The following is a 17,476-nucleotide window of genomic DNA, read 5'->3' as shown; positions in this document are numbered from 1 at the left end:
CGCAGGCGCTCGTCGTTACTGATGTTGTTTAGTAAAACACTGTTGCGCGACACGGTCGTTCAACGATGGGTGCGTGCAACACACCCTTACTGGTACCCAAACCGGCTCAGTGCCTTTGGGTCGGTACGCCAGTTTTCGTTGACTTTGACGTGGATTTCGAGGAACACCTTTTTCAGGAAAAACTTCTCCATTTCCTCCCGCGCCCAAGTCCCTACCTTCTTCAAGGCCTCCCCGCCTTTACCGATGATGATGCCTTTCTGGCTGCTGCGCTCCACGTAAATCGTGGCCCGCATCCGAATAATGTCGTCCTCTTCCTTGAACTCCTCGATGCCTACCTCACAAGAGTAAGGCACCTCTTTTTTGTAGAGCTTGAAGATCTTCTCCCGAATCATTTCGGCGGCAAAGAAACGCTCCGGCTTGTCGGTTAGTTCGTCTTTGGGGTAGTAGGGCGGGTGGATGGGCAGCTTTGCCAGAATCAGATCCAGCAGCTCACCGGTCCCGAATTTCTCCAGCGCCGAGATGGGTAGCACGCGGGTGGCATTGGGCAGGTGCTCCTCCCAATAGGCTACTTTAGCCTCTACCTCAGCCTGATCGGCCTGGTCAATCTTGTTGACCAGCAGAAAGATGGGCGTGTCCTGCATTTTGCGCAGGCGCTCCACTACGGGTTCTTCGTCGTGCTTCTCGTAGATGTCCGTCACAAACAGCACCACGTCGGCATCTTCCAGCGATGAGTACACAAACGACATCATGGCGCTGTGCAACTCGTACTTGGGCTGAATAATGCCGGGCGTGTCGGAATAGACCAACTGGAAATCATCGCCGTTCAGAATGCCCAGGATGCGGTGACGCGTGGTCTGGGCCTTGCTGGTAACAATGCTAAGCCGCTCACCCATCAGGGCGTTCATCAACGTCGACTTGCCCACGTTGGGCTTGCCGATGATGCTCACGAAGCCGGCGCGGTGCGGTTTTGGTTCGGTATTCACGGGTTGTCAGGGAATTAGCCCGCAAAGGTACGGGTATTTTGAGCTTTTAGCTAGTAGCTGGCAGTCGTTAGCTTTTTTGTGGTTGGATTGAAGATAACCGGCCAACTTTGCGGTTACATAGTCAGCCTCTAGACATAAGTGAGCCTAGGAGCTGTCCGTTCTATCGAAAAAAGCGAATAGCCAACCGCTACTAGCTATCAGCTAAATAATAATGCCTACTCCCGCCACTCCCAAACGCCGCGTTGGCGTCCTGCTCGTCAACCTTGGCACACCCGACTCGCCCCGTACGCCCGACGTGCGCCGCTACCTCAATGAGTTTCTCACCGATGGCCGTGTAATTGACATGCCGGCCGCCGTGCGTTACCCTCTTTTTCAAGGCTTGGTAGTGCCGCTGCGGGCGCCCAAATCGGCCAAAATCTACCAGCAGCTCTGGGACACGGAGCGCGGTTCGCCCCTACTCTACCACGGCCTGGATTTGCAGAAGCTGGTGCAGGAGCAGTTGGGCGACGAGTACGTGGTAGCCTTCGGAATGCGCTATCAGAACCCTAGCATCGAGAAAGGGCTGGAGGAGCTGCGCGACGCAGCCGTAGACCGCATCATTGTGCTACCCTTGTTTCCGCAGTACGCGGCAGCTAGCACGGGCTCGGTGCAGGAAAAGGTGATGGATATTGTGAGCAAGTGGTGGATTGTGCCCAGCATCAGCTTTATCAGCAATTTCACCGATGACCCTAGCTTCATCGGCACCTTCGTGACACTGGGCAAGGCCGAAATGGCCAAACACGACTACGACCATGTGCTGTTCAGCTACCACGGCATACCAGAGCGCCACGTGCTGAAGGGTAGCTTCAAAGGCTACTGCCAGCTGGGCAAGTGCTGCAACACCTACAACAAGAACAACCGCTACTGCTACCGGGCGCAATGCTTCGAAACCTCGCGCCTGCTAGCCAAAGGCCTGGGCCTGCGCGACGACCAGTACACTGTGGCCTTCCAGAGCCGCCTGCAAAGCCGCCTGCGCGACCCGTGGCTGCAACCCTACTCCGACGAAGTGCTGAAGGAATTCCCCAAAAAAGGCATTCACAACGTGCTGGCCTTCTCCCCCGCTTTCGTGGCCGACTGCCTAGAGACGACCATTGAGGTAGGCGTGGAGTTCAAGGAATTGTTTGAGGAATCCGGCGGTAAGCACTGGCAGCTGGTGCCTTCCCTGAACTCGCATCCGCAATGGGTAGAAGGCGTGGTGAACATGATTCGCCAGAATTAGCAGCGCCTGATCAGTTAGCACGTCATTCCGAGCTGGTCGAGGAATCTCGCGTGCTGATGAAAGATAGAAATTACCGGGAGCACGCGAGATTCCTCGACCGGCTCGAAATGACGTGCTAGTATGGAAAACCCACTTTTCTAGCTATAGTTAGCCCGCTCAGAACCTTTCTTACCTTCGCTAGTTATATCCGACCTGCTACGTATAGCGGGTCGGATATTTTTTATTTGTGTTTTTCGGCGCTGTGTCTTTACCTTTGTGCCACCAATTCTTTCCCTTTGAAGGATTGTTTTTATACAGAGGCGTGGAGAGACAGGCTCGACGAAACGCCGGCAACCTCCGCTTAATGCGGAACGGTGCCAAGTCCTGACCATATAAAAACAAACAACCGTGGTCCATTCCAACAACCTCCGCACACTTGCTTCTCCTACCCTCTCCGGCCGTGTGGCCGCCTGCATGGGTATGATGTGCTGCTGTGCCTGTTGTTGTTGAAACGACCGGGAAGCATTTCCCTTTGACCTGAGTCTGCCTGCCTAAAGTGCCACCGGCAAGGCCCCGACTCCCCATCCGTACCGCGCACAAGCAGCCACAGCTGCCGCCGGCTACCCTTCCGCGGCCTCGTCCGCACTTCTTCCTCTAGATTTTTTTCGTTTTATGTCTACTTCCCTCGAATCGCGGGTTTCCGACCTACGCCAGCAGTTTGCTACCCAGGATGCACTAGATATCCTGCGCACTGCGGTAGAAGAGGCTCCCGGCAAAATTACTTTCTCTACCTCTTTTGGCATTGAGGATCAGATTATTACTCACCTGATTTTTGCGCACGACCTACCCATTGAGGTGTTCACGCTGGATACGGGCCGCAATTTTCAGGAGACGTATTCCACCTGGAGCAAGACTATTCTGAAATATCAGAAGCCCATCAAAGCCTACGCCCCGCAGACCGATAGTGTGCAGGCATTGGTAGAAGCCAAAGGCCCCAACAGCTTCTACGAGAGCATCGAGAACCGAAAGGAATGCTGCGGTATTCGCAAAGTGGAACCGTTGAACCGGGCGCTGCAAGGTCAGCAGATCTGGATTACCGGCATCCGGGCCGAGCAGTCGCAGAACCGCCAGACGATGGAGCCCGTGGAGTGGGACGAGCCGCATCAGCTTGTCAAAATACACCCGCTGTTCAACTGGACTTGGGAGCAGTGCTGGGCATTTGCCAAAGATAATGGCGTGCCTACCAACCCCTTGCACCAGCAAGGTTTCGTAAGCATTGGCTGTGCGCCCTGCACCCGCGCCATCAAGCCGGGTGAGGATTTCCGGGCTGGGCGCTGGTGGTGGGAAAATGCTGATGCCAAGGAGTGCGGCCTGCACGCTACCCACAACGGCCCCGACCCCGTGGTAGAATCGGTGCCAGCGTAGATCAATTGCTAAACCGGAACGTCATTTTTCCCGCTGGTCGAAATGACGTCTCCGTTTGGCAACTAACAACTGAATACAGACAACTCACTATATGCCTACCCTTGATTACCTGGACCGGCTAGAAGCCGAAGCCATTCACATTTTGCGCGAAGTAGCGGGCCAGTTTGAGCGGCCGGCGTTGCTGTTTTCGGGCGGCAAAGACTCTATTGTGCTCACACGATTGGCCGAAAAGGCTTTTCGGCCGGGCAAGTTTCCGTTTCCACTGGTGCACGTAGACACGGGCCACAACTTTCCTGAGGTGCTGGCCTTCCGCGACGCGCTGGCCGCGCAGCTCGGCGAGAAGCTGGTGGTGCGCAAGGTAGAAGACACCATCAAGCAGAAAGGCTTGCAGGACCCCACTGGCAAATACCCCAGCCGCAATCCGCTCCAAACCTACACGCTACTGGATGTAATTGAGGAGTTTGAGTTTGATGCCTGTATCGGCGGGGCGCGCCGCGACGAAGAGAAAGCCCGCGCCAAGGAGCGTATTTTTTCTGTGCGCGACGACTTCGGCCAGTGGGACCCCAAGCGCCAGCGCCCCGAATTGTGGAACATCTACAACGGCAAAATTCAGAAAGGCGAAAACGTGCGCGTGTTCCCTATTTCCAACTGGACCGAGCTGGACGTGTGGAATTACATTCGCCGCGAAAACATTGCCCTACCCGAAATCTACTTTGCTCACGAGCGCCAGTGCGTGGTGCTACCCGGCGGCCAACTACTGGGCCTCACAGAACACCTGCACCTCGATGCCGACGATGAGATTGTGAGCCGTCAGGTGCGCTTCCGCACTGTAGGCGACGCCACTTGCACGGCCGCCGTGGCCAGCGACGCCAGCACCGTGGAAGACATCATTGCCGATATCATCCAGGCCAAGGTGAGCGAGCGGGGTGCCACCCGCCTCGACGATACCATCTCGGAAACCGGCATGGAAGACCGTAAACGCAACGGCTATTTCTAAATGGTGAAGTTGTGAAGGGTGAAGTTGTGAATTACACGCACAATTCACCCACACGACAAACTCACAATTTCACAATCCCACAATTTCACCATTCCATCTCATGGATCTTCTTCGATTTATCACCTGCGGCAGTGTAGACGACGGCAAAAGCACGCTGATTGGCCGGTTGCTGTACGACTCCGATTCAGTGTCGCTGGATATTCTGGCGGCGCTGGAAAGCCGGGGCGCTGCCCAAGGCAACGTAGACTTGGCTTTGCTAACCGATGGCTTGAAAGCTGAGCGCGAGCAAGGCATTACCATCGACGTTGCCTATAAATACTTCACCACGCCGCGCCGCAAGTTCATCATCACCGATGCGCCGGGCCATGTGCAGTACACCCGCAACATGGTGACGGGTGCCAGCAATGCCGACCTAGCCATTGTGCTGGTAGACGCCCGCCATGGCGTGATTGAGCAAACGCGCCGCCACAGCATTATTGCGGCCCTACTTGGCATCAAGCACTTTGTGTTGGCTGTGAATAAAATGGATCTGGTGGGCTACGACGAGGACGTGTTTCACAAGATTGTAGCCGATTATCAGGATATCACCAAGCTGCTGAAGCTGACCGACGTAACGCCGATTCCGATAAGCGCTTTGCAGGGCGACAACATCGTACGCAACTCGGAGCACATGGCATGGTATACCGGTCCGAATTTGCTCGAGCACCTCGAAGCTGTGCCTGGCGCCGAGGAAACCAAGGCTGAGCCGCGCTTCCAGGTGCAGTATGTGGTGCGCCCCCAAACGGCCGAGCTGCCCGACTACCGCGGCTACGCCGGCCAGATTCAGAGCGGCTCCTACCGCCGTGGCGACAAAGTGCAGGTCCTACCTTCGGGTTTGGAATCGACCATTGAGGCCATTGAAATCAATCAGCAGGAAGTGGAAGAAGCCGTGGCCCCGCAAGGCGTGATCATCCGCCTGGCTGATGACGTGGACATCAGCCGCGGTGACACCATTGTGCCCGCGCACCATGTGCCGCACCTCACGCGCGAGCTGGAAGCTACGCTGTGCTGGATGGCCGAAACACCCTTGCGCGCTGGTCGGCGCTTCCTGCTCCAACACCACGCGGCCCTGGTGAAGGCATCGCTGCCTACTATTCTCTACCGCCTCGATGTACAAAGTCTCACGCACCTAGGCGCCGAGGAAGCCCGCCTGAACGACATCGTGCGGGTGCGCCTGAAAACGGCCGTACCGCTGGCCGCCGACCCCTACCGGCAGAACCGGAAGTCTGGCTCCTTTATTTTGGTAGATGAGCAGACGGGCAACACGGTAGCGGCTGGCCTCATCGAAGCTGTTGACCCGGACTATTTCACAGTGGCAGAGCCTGGCGCCGTGGCGTTTTCTATTTAATAGGAGCGCTTTGCACACGCCCATCGTTGCTGAAGTTGTTTATACATAGCGCTATCGTGCAACAACGGGCACGTGCAACGCCCCCCTACCTTAACTTCTCATGCCTACCCTCCCTACCCCTCGTCTGACCGTAGTAGGCGCCGGCCCCGGCGACCCGGAGCTGCTGACGCTGAAGGGCGCCCGCGTGCTGGCTGAGGCCGACGTGGTGCTCTACGACGCACTGGCCAACGACGAACTGCTGGCCTATGCCCCTACCGCCTTACAGATTTTTGTGGGCAAACGTCGGGGAAAGCGCGCTTACTCTCAGGATGAAATCAACGCCCTGATTGTGGAGCAAGCCCGCCAGCACGGCCACGTAGTGCGCCTGAAAGGCGGTGACCCTTTCGTGTTTGGGCGTGGCCGGGAGGAGATGCTGTATGCCGAGACGCACGGCCTTGCTACGGCGTATGTGCCCGGCATTAGTAGTGCGGTGGCAGCCGCGGGTAGCCTGGGCATTCCGGTTACGCACCGTGGCCTGAGTGAGGGCTTTCGGGTGATTACGGCTACCACATCGAGTGGGGAGCTATCGGGGGAGGTAATGGCGGCGGCACAGGCCAATGCTACTACCATTATTCTGATGGGGCTGAGCCGGCTGCAAGAGATTATGCAACTGTTTGCCCGGCACGGCGCGGCTCACCGGCCAGCCGCCGTAGTGCAAAACGGCACCCTACCTACTGCTCGCCTTGTGGTAGGCACGGTGGCCACTCTAGCTGCCCAGGCCGACGAAACCGGCATCGGTGCGCCGGCCATTATCGTGGTAGGCGATGTGGTAACGCTGGCCACCACCCAGGCTACGCCCCAGGAGGCAGCCACTATTCTTTATCAATACGCTCAAGTAGCCTAAGGGCTTTCTGCATGTCAACTCCAACCAACTCCCTACCCTTCGGCCTCGACCCCTCTAGCCTCGACCAGCAAAGTGCCACGCTGAAACCGGAGCAGTTGCTGTGGCTAAGCGGCTACTTCTATGGGCGCTACGCCGCCACGGGTGCTGTACCAGCAGGCGAGCAAACGGCAGCGGCTCCGGCTGCTCTCAGCGCTACGCCGGCTCCAACTGCCCTCCCGCCCATCACCATTCTCTACGGTTCCCAAACCGGCAACGCCAAAAAGGTAGCGCAACTGGCCGCTGAGGCTGCCGCCGCCAAGGGCTTGCAGGCAGTGGTGAAAGACATGAACGACTACGCCCCGCGCCAGTTGGCACAGGAAAAGTTGCTGCTGGTAGTGGTGAGCACGCAGGGCGAAGGCGACCCGCCTATTTCGGCGGAGGAGCTGCACCGCTTTCTGCTTGGCAAGCGGGCACCCCAATTGCCGGAGTTGCGCTACGCCGTATTGGCCCTCGGCGACCAGAGCTACCTGCAATACTGCCAGACTGGCAAGGAGTTCGACGCCCGTTTGGCAGAGCTGGGCGGCCAGCGCCTGCAAGACCGGGTAGATGTAGACGTAGCGTTCATTCCGCCCTCAAAGCAGTGGATTGAGGAGGTGCTGACGAAAATTGCTGCGGAAGCTACGCCATCGGCCAGCGTGTCGGCCGCTGCGGACGTGACCGGCAGCGCACCCGCACCTGAGGCCCCGGTGTACTCACACGACCATCCGTTTGAGGCCCGCGTGCTGGAAAGCATCCAGCTCAACGGCCGTGGATCGACGAAAGAAACCTACCATTTAGAGTTAGACCTAGCCGATTCGGGCCTTGTCTACCAGCCCGGCGATGCGTTGGCTGTGGTACCGGTAAACGAAGCGCCGCTGGTAGAGCACACGCTCCGCGCCGCCGGCCTGAGCGACAGCGACACGGTACAACTCGACGGCAAAACCCTACCCCTAAGCACGGCCCTCACGGAGCATCGCGAGCTATCAACCCTCACGCGCGACGTGCTGGAACGCTACGCCGCCCTCACCGAGCGCACCGAGTTGCGCGAGCTGCTGGCCGATAAGACCAAACTGCAACCCTACCTCTACGGCCGCGACATAGCCGATTTATTGGCCGAATATCCCACCGAGCTATCGGCTCAGACGCTGGTGGATACGCTACGGCCGCTGCCTACCCGTGCCTACTCTATTGCCAGCAGTCTGCTGGCCCATCCCGACGAAGTACACCTTACGGTGGGCGCCGTGCGCTACGAGTCGCTGGGCCGGCAGAAGCAAGGTGCTTGCTCTACCTTCCTTGCCGACCGTGTGCAGCCTGATGACACCGTGCGCGTGTTTGTGGAGCAGAACGAATACTTCAAGCTGCCCCAGGATACGGCTACCAACATTATTATGGTAGGGGCCGGCACGGGCGTGGCACCGTTCCGGGCGTTTGTGGAGGAACGGGTAGAGCTGGGTGCCACTGGCCGCAACTGGTTGCTGTTCGGCAACCCGCACTTCACTACCGACTTTCTGTACCAAACGGAGTGGCAGCAATACCTGAAAAAAGGTGGCCTAAGCAAGCTGGACGTAGCCTTCTCCCGCGACCAAGCCGAGAAGCTTTACGTGCAACACCGTTTGCTCGAAAACTCCCGCCAAGTATACGAGTGGCTGGAGAATGGGGCATCCTTCTATGTATGCGGCGATAAAGCTCGCCTTGGAAATGCCCTTCAGCTAGCCCTTACCGAAGTAGTGCAGCGCGAGTCTGGCCTCGATACCGAAGCCGCCACCGACTACGTGCGCAACCTGCGCAAGCAGCGCCGCTACCTGGAGGACGTGTACTAGGCATAATATTATCACCTGATTCACAATGCGTTGCTGCTTTAATACCCGATGTTGTTGTAGGTAATCGTGACCTCGCTGGTCGCGGCCTTACGTTCGACCACCCCTTTTGCTTTCTACCTTCTCAACACACTCTTTTAAAGACAGCGCACGCATTGTCATGAGACAACTATATCCTTTTTTCTGGCTTTTCAGCTTCCTGCTGCTAACTACCCGAGCGGCCGTGGCACAGGACCCCATCATTGCAGTGAGCGGCAACGTGCGCGATAACACCCATCAGGCCCTTCCCGGCGTCACCATTAGCGTGAAGGGCGGTAGCGTGGGTACGCAAAGCGACGCCGACGGCAACTTCATTCTCAAAGAGCGGCTCCGATTTCCGTTTACGCTGGTATTCAGCGCCATTGGCTACGATACGCGCGAGGTGGAAGTGGCACGCGCTAGCAGCCGCTTGCAGGTGTCGCTGGAGTCGAAAAACATGCTGATGAACGAAGTCGTGGTATCGGCTTCGCGGGTAGAGGAAAGCCGGCTTCGCTCGCCGGTAGCCATTGAAAAACTCGACATTCGCGCTATCAAGGAAACACCCGCGCCGAGCTTCTACGACGCGCTGGAAAATGTGAAGGGCGTGCAAATGACTACCAGCAGCCTCACCTTTAAAGTACCCAATACGCGCGGGTTCAACATCCCGAACAACTTCCGTTTTATGCAGCTCGTGGATGGCGTGGATATGCAGGCCGCTACCCTGGGCGTACCCTTGGGCAACGCCATCGGCCCTACGGAACTGGATATTGCCAGCGTGGAAATCACGCCCGGCGCTGCCTCCGCCCTCTACGGTATGAACGCCATCAACGGCATGGCGAACCTTACCACCAAAAGCCCCTTCACCTACCAAGGCCTGAGCGTGTACCAAAAACTGGGCGTGAACCACGTGGACGGCACTGACCGCGACCCGAGCATGCTGACGGAATCGGCGGTGCGGTGGGCGCAGGTGGTAGGCCCCGGCCAGCGGTGGGCGTACAAAGTCAACCTATCCTACCTACGCGGCACTGACTGGTTGGCCAACACCCAAACCGACCAGAACCCGCAGACGGCTTCTTCAGCCAACCCACGCTTTCCGGAGCTGAGCGGTGCCAACAACCCCGCCGCCGACCTCTGGAACCGTTATGGCGATGATAACGCCGGCAATGTGTCCATCACCATTCCCTACCAGGGCCGCAACGAAACCTTCAACGTGCGCCGCACGGGCTACTACGAGCGTGATTTAGTGAACCCCATTGTACGCAACATCAAGGCCGATGCCAGCCTGCACTACAAGCTCACCGATAAGCTGGAGCTGTCGTACGGCTACCGCTTTGGGCTGATGGACGGCGTTTTCCAGCGCGGCAATAAGATTCAGCTGGATGGCGTGACGGTACAAAATCACAAGCTGGAACTGCGCGGCCAGGATTTTACGGCCCGCGCCTACATGCTGATTGAGAATACGGGCGACTCCTACAACCTCAACCCGCTAGCGCTGAATCTGGATTTGCAGAACGGCTCTAATGCCGTGTGGGGTGGCCGATTTCGGACTGCCTTACAAGATCAGCTCGGCGCAGGTACCAGCCTTGCCGATGCCATGCGCCAGGCCCGCGCAGTGGCCGATGCCGGCCGCGCCGTGCCAGGTACTGCCGCGTTCAACGACCTCAAAAACCAGATTGTGCATACCAACAACTGGGACAGTGGCGTGAACGTGCCCGGTGCACCCATCCCCGGCGGAGCGGCCCTTATGCAGCGCAGCCACACCTACCACGCCGAGGGTATTTGGAATCTGGGGCAGCGCATCAAATTTGCTGATGTGATTGTGGGAGCCGATGCACGCGTGTACGCTGTGATTCCGGATGGCAACAACTTCGTGGATTTCGGCCGCCCCATCAACGAGCGTACTCAGCCTGGTGGCGACAATCAGTACTATAAAAAGGTAGGGGGCTTTGCGCAGGCCACGAAGCTGTTCTTCGCGGAGCGCCTGAAAGTGACAGGCTCTTTGCGCCTCGACTACAACCCCGAATTCAACCCAAAGCTGAACCCACGGATTGCGGCCGTGTACACCGCTGCTGAGAAGCACAGCTTCCGGGCGTCGTACCAGAACGGCTGGCGCTTCCCGAGCTTGTTTGAGGCGCTGTCGTTCGTAAACAATGGCAACGTACGGCGGGTAGGCGGCCTGGCCCGCGTGAACGAAGGCCTGAACTACCTCGACAATTCCTATACGCTGGCCTCCATTTCCACCTTCAATGCGGCGGTGAATGCCTATGTGGCTGCCAATGCCGGCACTACCGCTTCGCAGGCTGCATTGCGTCCTGAAATTCGCAGCTTGCTTACCGTTGGCAACCTACCCACCGAGCAACCTGAGCAGATTAACGCCTACGAGGTAGGGTACCGCAGTGTGCTGTTCGACAACCGCTTGTCGATTGATGCGGATGCGTACTATAATATTTACTCGGGTTTCCTGGGGCAGGTAGAAGTGAGTGTGCCCAAGGATGCCAGCGGCAACCAAGTGCAGGTAGGCTCCGACAATGCCGTGCTGGCCGCTCTGAACAGCAACCGTGCAGCGCGCCAAGACCGTTACCGCGTGTATACCAATGCCCGCAACAAGTACAACAGCTACGGCTCTACGCTGGGCCTGACGTACAATTTCTACCAGAAATTCTCGATAGGTGGCAATGTCAACTTCAATAATCTATCTGCCAATGACGAGGCCGATATCTTCGTAACTGGCTTCAACACACCGAAGTGGGCTACGAATGTTACCTTCGGCAACCGCGAAATTGCGCGCAATGTGGGCTTTAACGTGGTGTGGCGGCGGCAGACTAGTTTTCTGTGGGAAAGCCCCTTGGCCAATGGCCGAGTGCCTGCTTACCAAACGGTAGACGCGCAAGTAAATGTGCGCGTTCCGAACCTGAAAACCACCATCAAGGTTGGAGGAGCAAACATCTTCAACAACCGGTATATCCAGTACGCTGCGGGTCCTACTATTGGAGGACTGTACTACGTAGCCTTAACATTTGACAATACCGTGCTGCGCTAACGCCAGCCTTCCTAAACGATTCCATCATGGCTGATACTCCAAAATTATCCGAAGTCGAACACATTAAGGCGGGCAGCAACTACCTGCGCGGCACCCTCAAAGAGAGTTTGGCCGACCCTATCACCGGGGCTATTGCACCCGACGATACGCAGCTCATCAAGTTTCACGGATCCTACCAGCAAACCGACCGCGACTTAGAAAGCGAGCGGAAGCGCCAGAAACTAGAGCCGCTGTACTCCTTCATGATTCGGGTGCGGGTGCCGGGTGGCGTGGCTACGCCGGAGCAATGGCGGCGCATGGATGCTCTGTCCGATGCCTATGGGAGCGGTGCGCTCAAGCTCACTACGCGCCAGACGTTTCAGCTGCACGGCGTGTTGAAGCGCGACTTGCGGGCTACCATTCAAGAGTTCAACGATGTGCTGCTCGACAGCATTGCGGGCTGCGGCGACGTGAACCGCAACGTGATGTGCGCCGCCAATCCGCACGAGTCGGCCCTGCACAAGGATGTGCACGCGGTGGCTACGGCCATCAGTGCCCACCTCACGCCCCGTACCACCGCCTACTGGGATTTGTGGCTGGATGGCGAGAAGCAATACTCCAGCCTAGTAAACGATGGCGAAAAGGAGGACTTCGAACCGATTTATGGCGCCACCTACCTACCGCGCAAATTCAAAATTGCCATTGCTGTTCCGCCGCAAAACGACGCCGACATCTTCTCCAATGATATTGCGTTGGTAGCCATTGCCGAAAACGGCGTGCTGCAAGGCTTCAACGTAGCCATTGGCGGCGGCATGGGCATGACCTTCGGGATGCCCGAAACCTACCCGCGCCTGGCCGACCTTATTGGCTTTGTGCCCACCGATAAGGTAGTGGACGTGTGCGAGAAAGTGGTAACCATTCAGCGTGATTGGGGCAACCGCGAAAACCGTAAGTTCTCGCGCCTCAAATACACCATCGACCGGGTAGGGCTACCCGCATTCCTGGAAGAGCTACGCCTACGCCTGGGCTACGACTTGGAGGAAGCACGCCCCTTCCACTTCACCGGCTCCGGCGACTCATTTGGTTGGTCGCAGGGCGAAGATGGTAAGGAGCATCTGGCACTGTTTGTAGAAGGTGGCCGTGTGACCAACAAAAACGGTGTAGAGCTGAAAACCGCCCTGCGCGAAATTGCCGCCTTCCACACCGGCGAGTTCCGCCTGACCGGCAATCAGAACCTGGTCATTGCCAACATCGACCCCAAGCACCGCCAACGCGTGCAGCAGATTCTGGAAACCCGCGGCGCGTGGGCCAAAACCCAACAGCAAACCGCGCTACGCCTCAGCTCGCTGGCCTGCGTGGCCCTAAATACCTGCTCCCTAGCCTTTGCCGAAGCAGAGCGCTACCTCCCCCATCTGCTCGACCGCCTCGATACAGTGATTCAGGCGAATGGTCTCAGCGAGGAAGGTATTCTGATTCGGATGACGGGCTGCCCGAACGGCTGCGCCCGTCCCTACCTGGGCGAGATTGGCTTGGTGGGCCGGGCCATCGGGCGCTACAACCTCTACCTCGGCGCCGACCACGCCGGCCAGCGGATGAATAAACTGTACAAGGAAATGCTGGACGAGGAAGGAATTGTGGCCGAACTAACGCCGCTGCTGGAAGCTTATGCCCAAGAGCGTGAGCCCCAGGAAAAATTTGGTGATTTCGTAATTCGCCAGGGTCACGTGGCTGCTACCGTTCAAGGCCTAGATTTCCACGCTTAATTTAGTGATGATTGATGAGTTGCTATGTCACTGGCAAATCACCACTCATCACTACCAACCTACACCTGACTACCTATTCGATGGATTCTCGCCATGCTACATATACGCCACCTAAACCAGCTCCGCCCGCGGGTATGGTGTGGTGGCGTCGTCTGGCACTAGGTGCACTAGCAGTCGGCGCGCTCCTGCTAATTCTGCACTTTTCCGCAACCTATTTTGCTCAGCAGTCGGTGTGGACGTTTCTGAGCACATCCAAAACGTTCTACATTTTCGTTGCCATCGGCTTCGGAGCACAGCTGATTGATGGGCTACTGGGTATGGGCTACGGCGTGGTTACGGCCATTAGCCTGATGTCGATGAACCTGAATCCGGCTGCCGTGAGTGCCAGCATTCACACGGCCGAGATGTTTGCTAGCGGCGCTTCGGGCTTCAGCCACTACAAAGCAGGCAACGTCAACCGCCGCCTGTTCAAAGCTCTGCTAATTCCTGGCATTCTAGGCTCGGTGAGCGGGGCGCTGCTGCTCACGTATTTCGGAGAGCATTATGCAAACTGGATCAAACCGGTGTTAGCGGTATACCTGCTGCTATTGGGCATTCGCATTATCAGCAAAGCCTTCAAACAGGCCGCCGACCGCCGCAAAAAAGTGAAGCATGCAGGCTGGCTGGCCGGCGCCGGCGGCTTCCTCGACTCGTTTGGTGGTGGCGGCTGGGGACCACTAGTTACTAGCACGCTCATCGCCAACGGCCGTACGCCCCAGTATGTCATTGGCTCAGTAAGCCTTACCGAGTTCTTTGTAACCTTTGCCAGTGCCCTCACCTTTTTTGCTACCCTAGGCGTCACACATTGGCAGATTGTGCTGGGCCTGATCGTAGGCGGCGTTTCGGCAGCACCCTTCGCGGCCCGGCTGGCCGGCCGTATCCCCATCCGCGGTATGTTTATCGGGGTAGGGCTGATGGTGATTTTCTGGAGCCTCTGGACTCTGCGGAAGCTGGTATTTTAGAAAAGGTGAAGTGGTGAGTTTGTGAAGTTGAGAAGTTGAAATAAAAGAGCTTCTATCATTCTGAGCTTGCGAAGGACCTTGTTACGTGTGAACGAGTCGTTGCTACGATGGTCATTTAACTGGCAGAAGGTCCTCCGCAAACTCAGGATGACAGAAGCTCTCTTATTTCAACTTCTCAACTTCACAAACTCACCACTTCACCTTTTTCATCTTGGCCGACGATTAGCATGAAACTGCTCGTCGCTATAAGAAGGCTGATCGTAGAAATTGCTGCTGGTATGCTGCGGCAACCCCAGCTTCAGACTACGCAGCATAGCTTCTTCATACTCCCGCGTAATCTGAATTTCGGTATAAGGAGGATATTCCAGCACCGTTTCTATGGTGAGCGATGGCACGAACACATTATCGGCGTCCTCATCAATAGCTGCTACCCCAATGGGTAGCAAAATGTGCCGCTCCCATTTATTGACCTGCAACGAGGCATCCAACTCCACATCGAGGTAGCGCACCTTCAGGGTTTCCACCTCCACAATTAACTCGTACACGTCGCCAAACTTTTTGCCGTCGCCACCGCGTACCGACCATCCGCGCACGTCGGGGTTGCCGTCGGCCACTTCAAACTCGGTTAGGTCGCGCAGACGGCGTAGGTGCATGTGCTGGCCCGAGGGCACGGGCGTAGAGGTAGTTTCCATCTCGGATGTTTCGTTTAGTTGCTTCGGCCTACGAGGTGGGTCCGTTCATCGTTTTCATGAGCTGGGCGGCGTGCCGGAAAAAATTCTGCACCCACTCGCGCTCCTGCGCCGTGCCAGTGCGGCCGCTGAACTGGCTGGCTTGTAGGCCGAGGTCGTTAGCAGCAAACTCTTCGTCGGGGTAGGCTTTTTGTTGCATAGCTTTCAACAGCGAGGCCACCGCCAGAAAACCAGGGCGCAGGCTGGTGCCCTCTTTGTCAATGCGAGCTGTGGCGCTGGTCAGCTGGTCACGCTGCTCGTTCACGTTTGAGTCACGAAATTCGGTGCGGTCGGCCATGCGCACCAACGCTGCCGTGAACATGCGCAGACCCTCCCGGGCATATTCCGGTTGCGCAGGGTCGGTAGCCGCGTAGGCTTCCAACTCGTCGGGGGTAGGCAGCAATTCGGTGGCAGCCATATCGGCTACGGCCTGCTCATCGGAGGCTGGCATAGCTCTGCTAGCGTTCAGGTCGGCGGGGGTAGAAGCTCCGTCACTAACTATTGGTGGCGCCGGAGTTGCCTCCGTGTCGTTCCGAAAAATAAAGTAGCCAGCCACGGCCAGCGCCAGCGCTACCAAAATAACCAATAGCCATGGGCTGGGAGAAGACTTCTTGCGTTGGATATTGATTTCAGCCATGAGAGCGAATAAAAGTGAGCACGCACTGAAGTACGCATACCGGCAAAAATGGGTACTATCCATACACCTTACTCTACCGTTTCTCGCCTACGCTTGTACAATGGGTAGCGGGATAAAATCGGTAACAGCGAGTATATCTACTGCACAGCCTGAAATGACGCTCCAGTTGGTATACCACTGTGCATATATTGTTTTGGTTGCGACAACGGCGCAACAAGCGGCCTTCTGCCGCTATCCGTCTGAAACATTCTGTGACGAGGTAGGGCGTGACAGTCAGGCTAGCATTATGTAATAACCAAGCCTTCAAGGTGGAATATTACGAAAGAGCTACACTGCTTCGCGGTGATACATTTTCGCTAATTGCGCTACCGCATAATCAACCTCCTCAGGTGTATTGTACTTGCTCATAGAGAAGCGAATGGCGCCGCGGTTCGGGTCGCAGTTCATAGCTGTGAGTACGTGTGAACCCGCATTGGCCCCGCTAGTACACGCCGAGCCACCCGATACCGACACACGGTTGATGTCGAGGTTGAACAGCAACATCTCGTTTAATTCGGACGGTGGCAAGCTCACGTTCAGCACTGTATACAGGCTTCTGTCAGCTTCTGCGGAGTGGCCGTTGAACTGCACGTCATCAATCCCCGCCCGTAGCTTTTCGATAAACCGATCTTTCAGGCCTTGGATATGCTGATGGTGCGCAGCCATGTCGCGGTAGGCAATTTCCAATGCTTTAGCTAGCCCCACAATACCATACACATTCTCAGTACCGGCCCGCACGTTCCGCTCCTGCGAGCCCCCGTGGATAAGCGGCCTCACCTGTAACTCCGGATTGCGGTATATAAACCCTACCCCTTTCGGCCCATGAAACTTATGGGCTGACCCAACCAGAAAATGAGGCTTTAGCTGCTGCACATCGTGGCGGTAGTGCCCCATGGTTTGCACCGTATCAGTATGAAACACAGCTTGGTGCTGCCGGCAGATATCGGAAATAGCCTGCACGTCATTAAGATTGCCTACCTCATTGTTGCCGTGCATCAGGCTGACCAGGGCGCGGGGCTGCCCGGCCAACAGCTCTTCCAAATGCGCCAGATTCAACGTACCTAGTGCGTCGTGCTGCACGTAGTGGAGCGTAATGGCGCCTGATTTTTCCAGTGCTTGCAACGGATGCAACACCGCATGATGTTCCAACGGCGACGTAATAGCCCGCGTTAGCCCCAGCGTTTGGATGCTGCCGAAGATGGCATAATTATCTGCCTCGGTGCCTCCTGAGGTAAACGTAATTTCAGCAGGCGCAGCATTGATAAGGTGCGCAATAGTCTTGCGAGCATTTTCCAGCACTGCCCGCACCTTGCGCCCATGACCATGAATGCTGCTGGGGTTGCCGTAAAACTCACGCATAAATGGCAGCATTGCTTCCAGCACCTCGGGGTCGAGCGGCGTAGTGGCAGCATTATCGAAATAAACGGTGGTAGGGGAAGCAGAAGCAAGCGCCATAGTAGCAGAGGGGTTACGTAAGGACTACACGTAGCACGTGTAGCCGCAACGGGTATATAAAAATAAAGG

13 protein-coding genes and 1 riboswitch are annotated in these 17,476 nt (G+C 56.9%); of the genes, 9 read left to right on the top strand and 4 right to left on the bottom strand.

All coding sequences use genetic code 11. The features are described from left to right. Positions 1 to 86: 86 nt before the first annotated feature. Positions 87 to 983, bottom strand: coding sequence for a GTPase Era (gene era / locus F1C16_RS19825; protein ID WP_185282319.1), 897 nt, complete (start codon positions 981 to 983; stop codon positions 87 to 89). A gap of 211 nt (positions 984 to 1,194) precedes the next feature. Between era and hemH the strand changes: the two genes are divergently transcribed. The 9 genes from hemH (at position 1,195) to F1C16_RS19780 (ending at position 14,548) form a co-directional block, all read left to right on the top strand. After that, positions 1,195 to 2,241, top strand: coding sequence for a ferrochelatase (gene hemH, locus F1C16_RS19820; protein WP_185282318.1), 1,047 nt, complete (start codon positions 1,195 to 1,197; stop codon positions 2,239 to 2,241). 286 nt (positions 2,242 to 2,527) lie between these two features. Continuing rightward, a riboswitch (SAM riboswitch) is annotated at positions 2,528 to 2,619 on the top strand. Between the two features lie 273 nt (positions 2,620 to 2,892). Continuing rightward, positions 2,893 to 3,645: a phosphoadenylyl-sulfate reductase gene (locus F1C16_RS19815; RefSeq protein WP_185282317.1), complete on the top strand. Its 753-nt coding sequence runs from the start codon at positions 2,893 to 2,895 to the stop codon at positions 3,643 to 3,645. Between the two features lie 91 nt (positions 3,646 to 3,736). Continuing rightward, positions 3,737 to 4,642, top strand: a complete 906-nt coding sequence (gene cysD / locus F1C16_RS19810) for a sulfate adenylyltransferase subunit CysD (protein WP_185282316.1) — start codon at positions 3,737 to 3,739, stop codon at positions 4,640 to 4,642. Positions 4,643 to 4,742: 100 nt separating this feature from the next. Then, positions 4,743 to 6,029 (top strand): sulfate adenylyltransferase subunit 1, encoded by a 1,287-nt coding sequence (locus tag F1C16_RS19805; protein WP_185282315.1) that lies wholly within the window; start codon positions 4,743 to 4,745, stop codon positions 6,027 to 6,029. Positions 6,030 to 6,129: 100 nt separating this feature from the next. Further along, a complete protein-coding gene (gene cobA, locus F1C16_RS19800) occupies positions 6,130 to 6,912 on the top strand; it encodes a uroporphyrinogen-III C-methyltransferase (protein ID WP_185282314.1) in 783 nt (260 codons plus the stop codon). A gap of 11 nt (positions 6,913 to 6,923) precedes the next feature. Beyond that, a complete protein-coding gene (locus tag F1C16_RS19795; RefSeq protein ID WP_185282313.1) occupies positions 6,924 to 8,750 on the top strand; it encodes an assimilatory sulfite reductase (NADPH) flavoprotein subunit in 1,827 nt (608 codons plus the stop codon). Between the two features lie 157 nt (positions 8,751 to 8,907). Then, complete coding sequence (locus F1C16_RS19790; RefSeq protein WP_185282312.1) at positions 8,908 to 11,805, top strand: TonB-dependent receptor; 2,898 nt, start codon at positions 8,908 to 8,910, stop codon at positions 11,803 to 11,805. Positions 11,806 to 11,831: 26 nt separating this feature from the next. After that, entirely contained in the window at positions 11,832 to 13,547 is a 1,716-nt protein-coding gene (locus F1C16_RS19785; protein WP_185282311.1) for an NADPH-dependent assimilatory sulfite reductase hemoprotein subunit, read from the top strand. 80 nt (positions 13,548 to 13,627) lie between these two features. After that, complete coding sequence (locus F1C16_RS19780) at positions 13,628 to 14,548, top strand: sulfite exporter TauE/SafE family protein (protein ID WP_219733358.1); 921 nt, start codon at positions 13,628 to 13,630, stop codon at positions 14,546 to 14,548. Between the two features lie 206 nt (positions 14,549 to 14,754). Here F1C16_RS19780 and F1C16_RS19775 read toward each other — a convergent pair whose 3' ends face one another. The 3 genes from F1C16_RS19775 to F1C16_RS19765 all read right to left on the bottom strand — a co-directional run bounded on the left by F1C16_RS19775 (position 14,755) and on the right by F1C16_RS19765 (position 17,407). Next, positions 14,755 to 15,240 (bottom strand): PRC-barrel domain-containing protein, encoded by a 486-nt coding sequence (locus tag F1C16_RS19775; RefSeq protein ID WP_185282310.1) that lies wholly within the window; start codon positions 15,238 to 15,240, stop codon positions 14,755 to 14,757. Between the two features lie 28 nt (positions 15,241 to 15,268). Then, a complete protein-coding gene (locus F1C16_RS19770) occupies positions 15,269 to 15,913 on the bottom strand; it encodes a hypothetical protein (protein ID WP_185282309.1) in 645 nt (214 codons plus the stop codon). 327 nt (positions 15,914 to 16,240) lie between these two features. Next, positions 16,241 to 17,407 carry a cysteine desulfurase family protein gene (locus tag F1C16_RS19765; RefSeq protein WP_185282308.1) on the bottom strand — a complete coding sequence of 389 codons (1,167 nt, stop codon included), beginning with the start codon at positions 17,405 to 17,407 and terminating at the stop codon, positions 16,241 to 16,243. Positions 17,408 to 17,476 lie beyond the last annotated feature (69 nt).

This window comes from Hymenobacter sp. NBH84, assembly GCF_014217645.1.
Classification (GTDB): Bacteria; Bacteroidota; Bacteroidia; order Cytophagales; family Hymenobacteraceae; genus Hymenobacter; species Hymenobacter profundi.
Note: the sequence above shows the minus strand (reverse complement) of the source record. Positions and strands in the feature narration are given on the sequence as shown.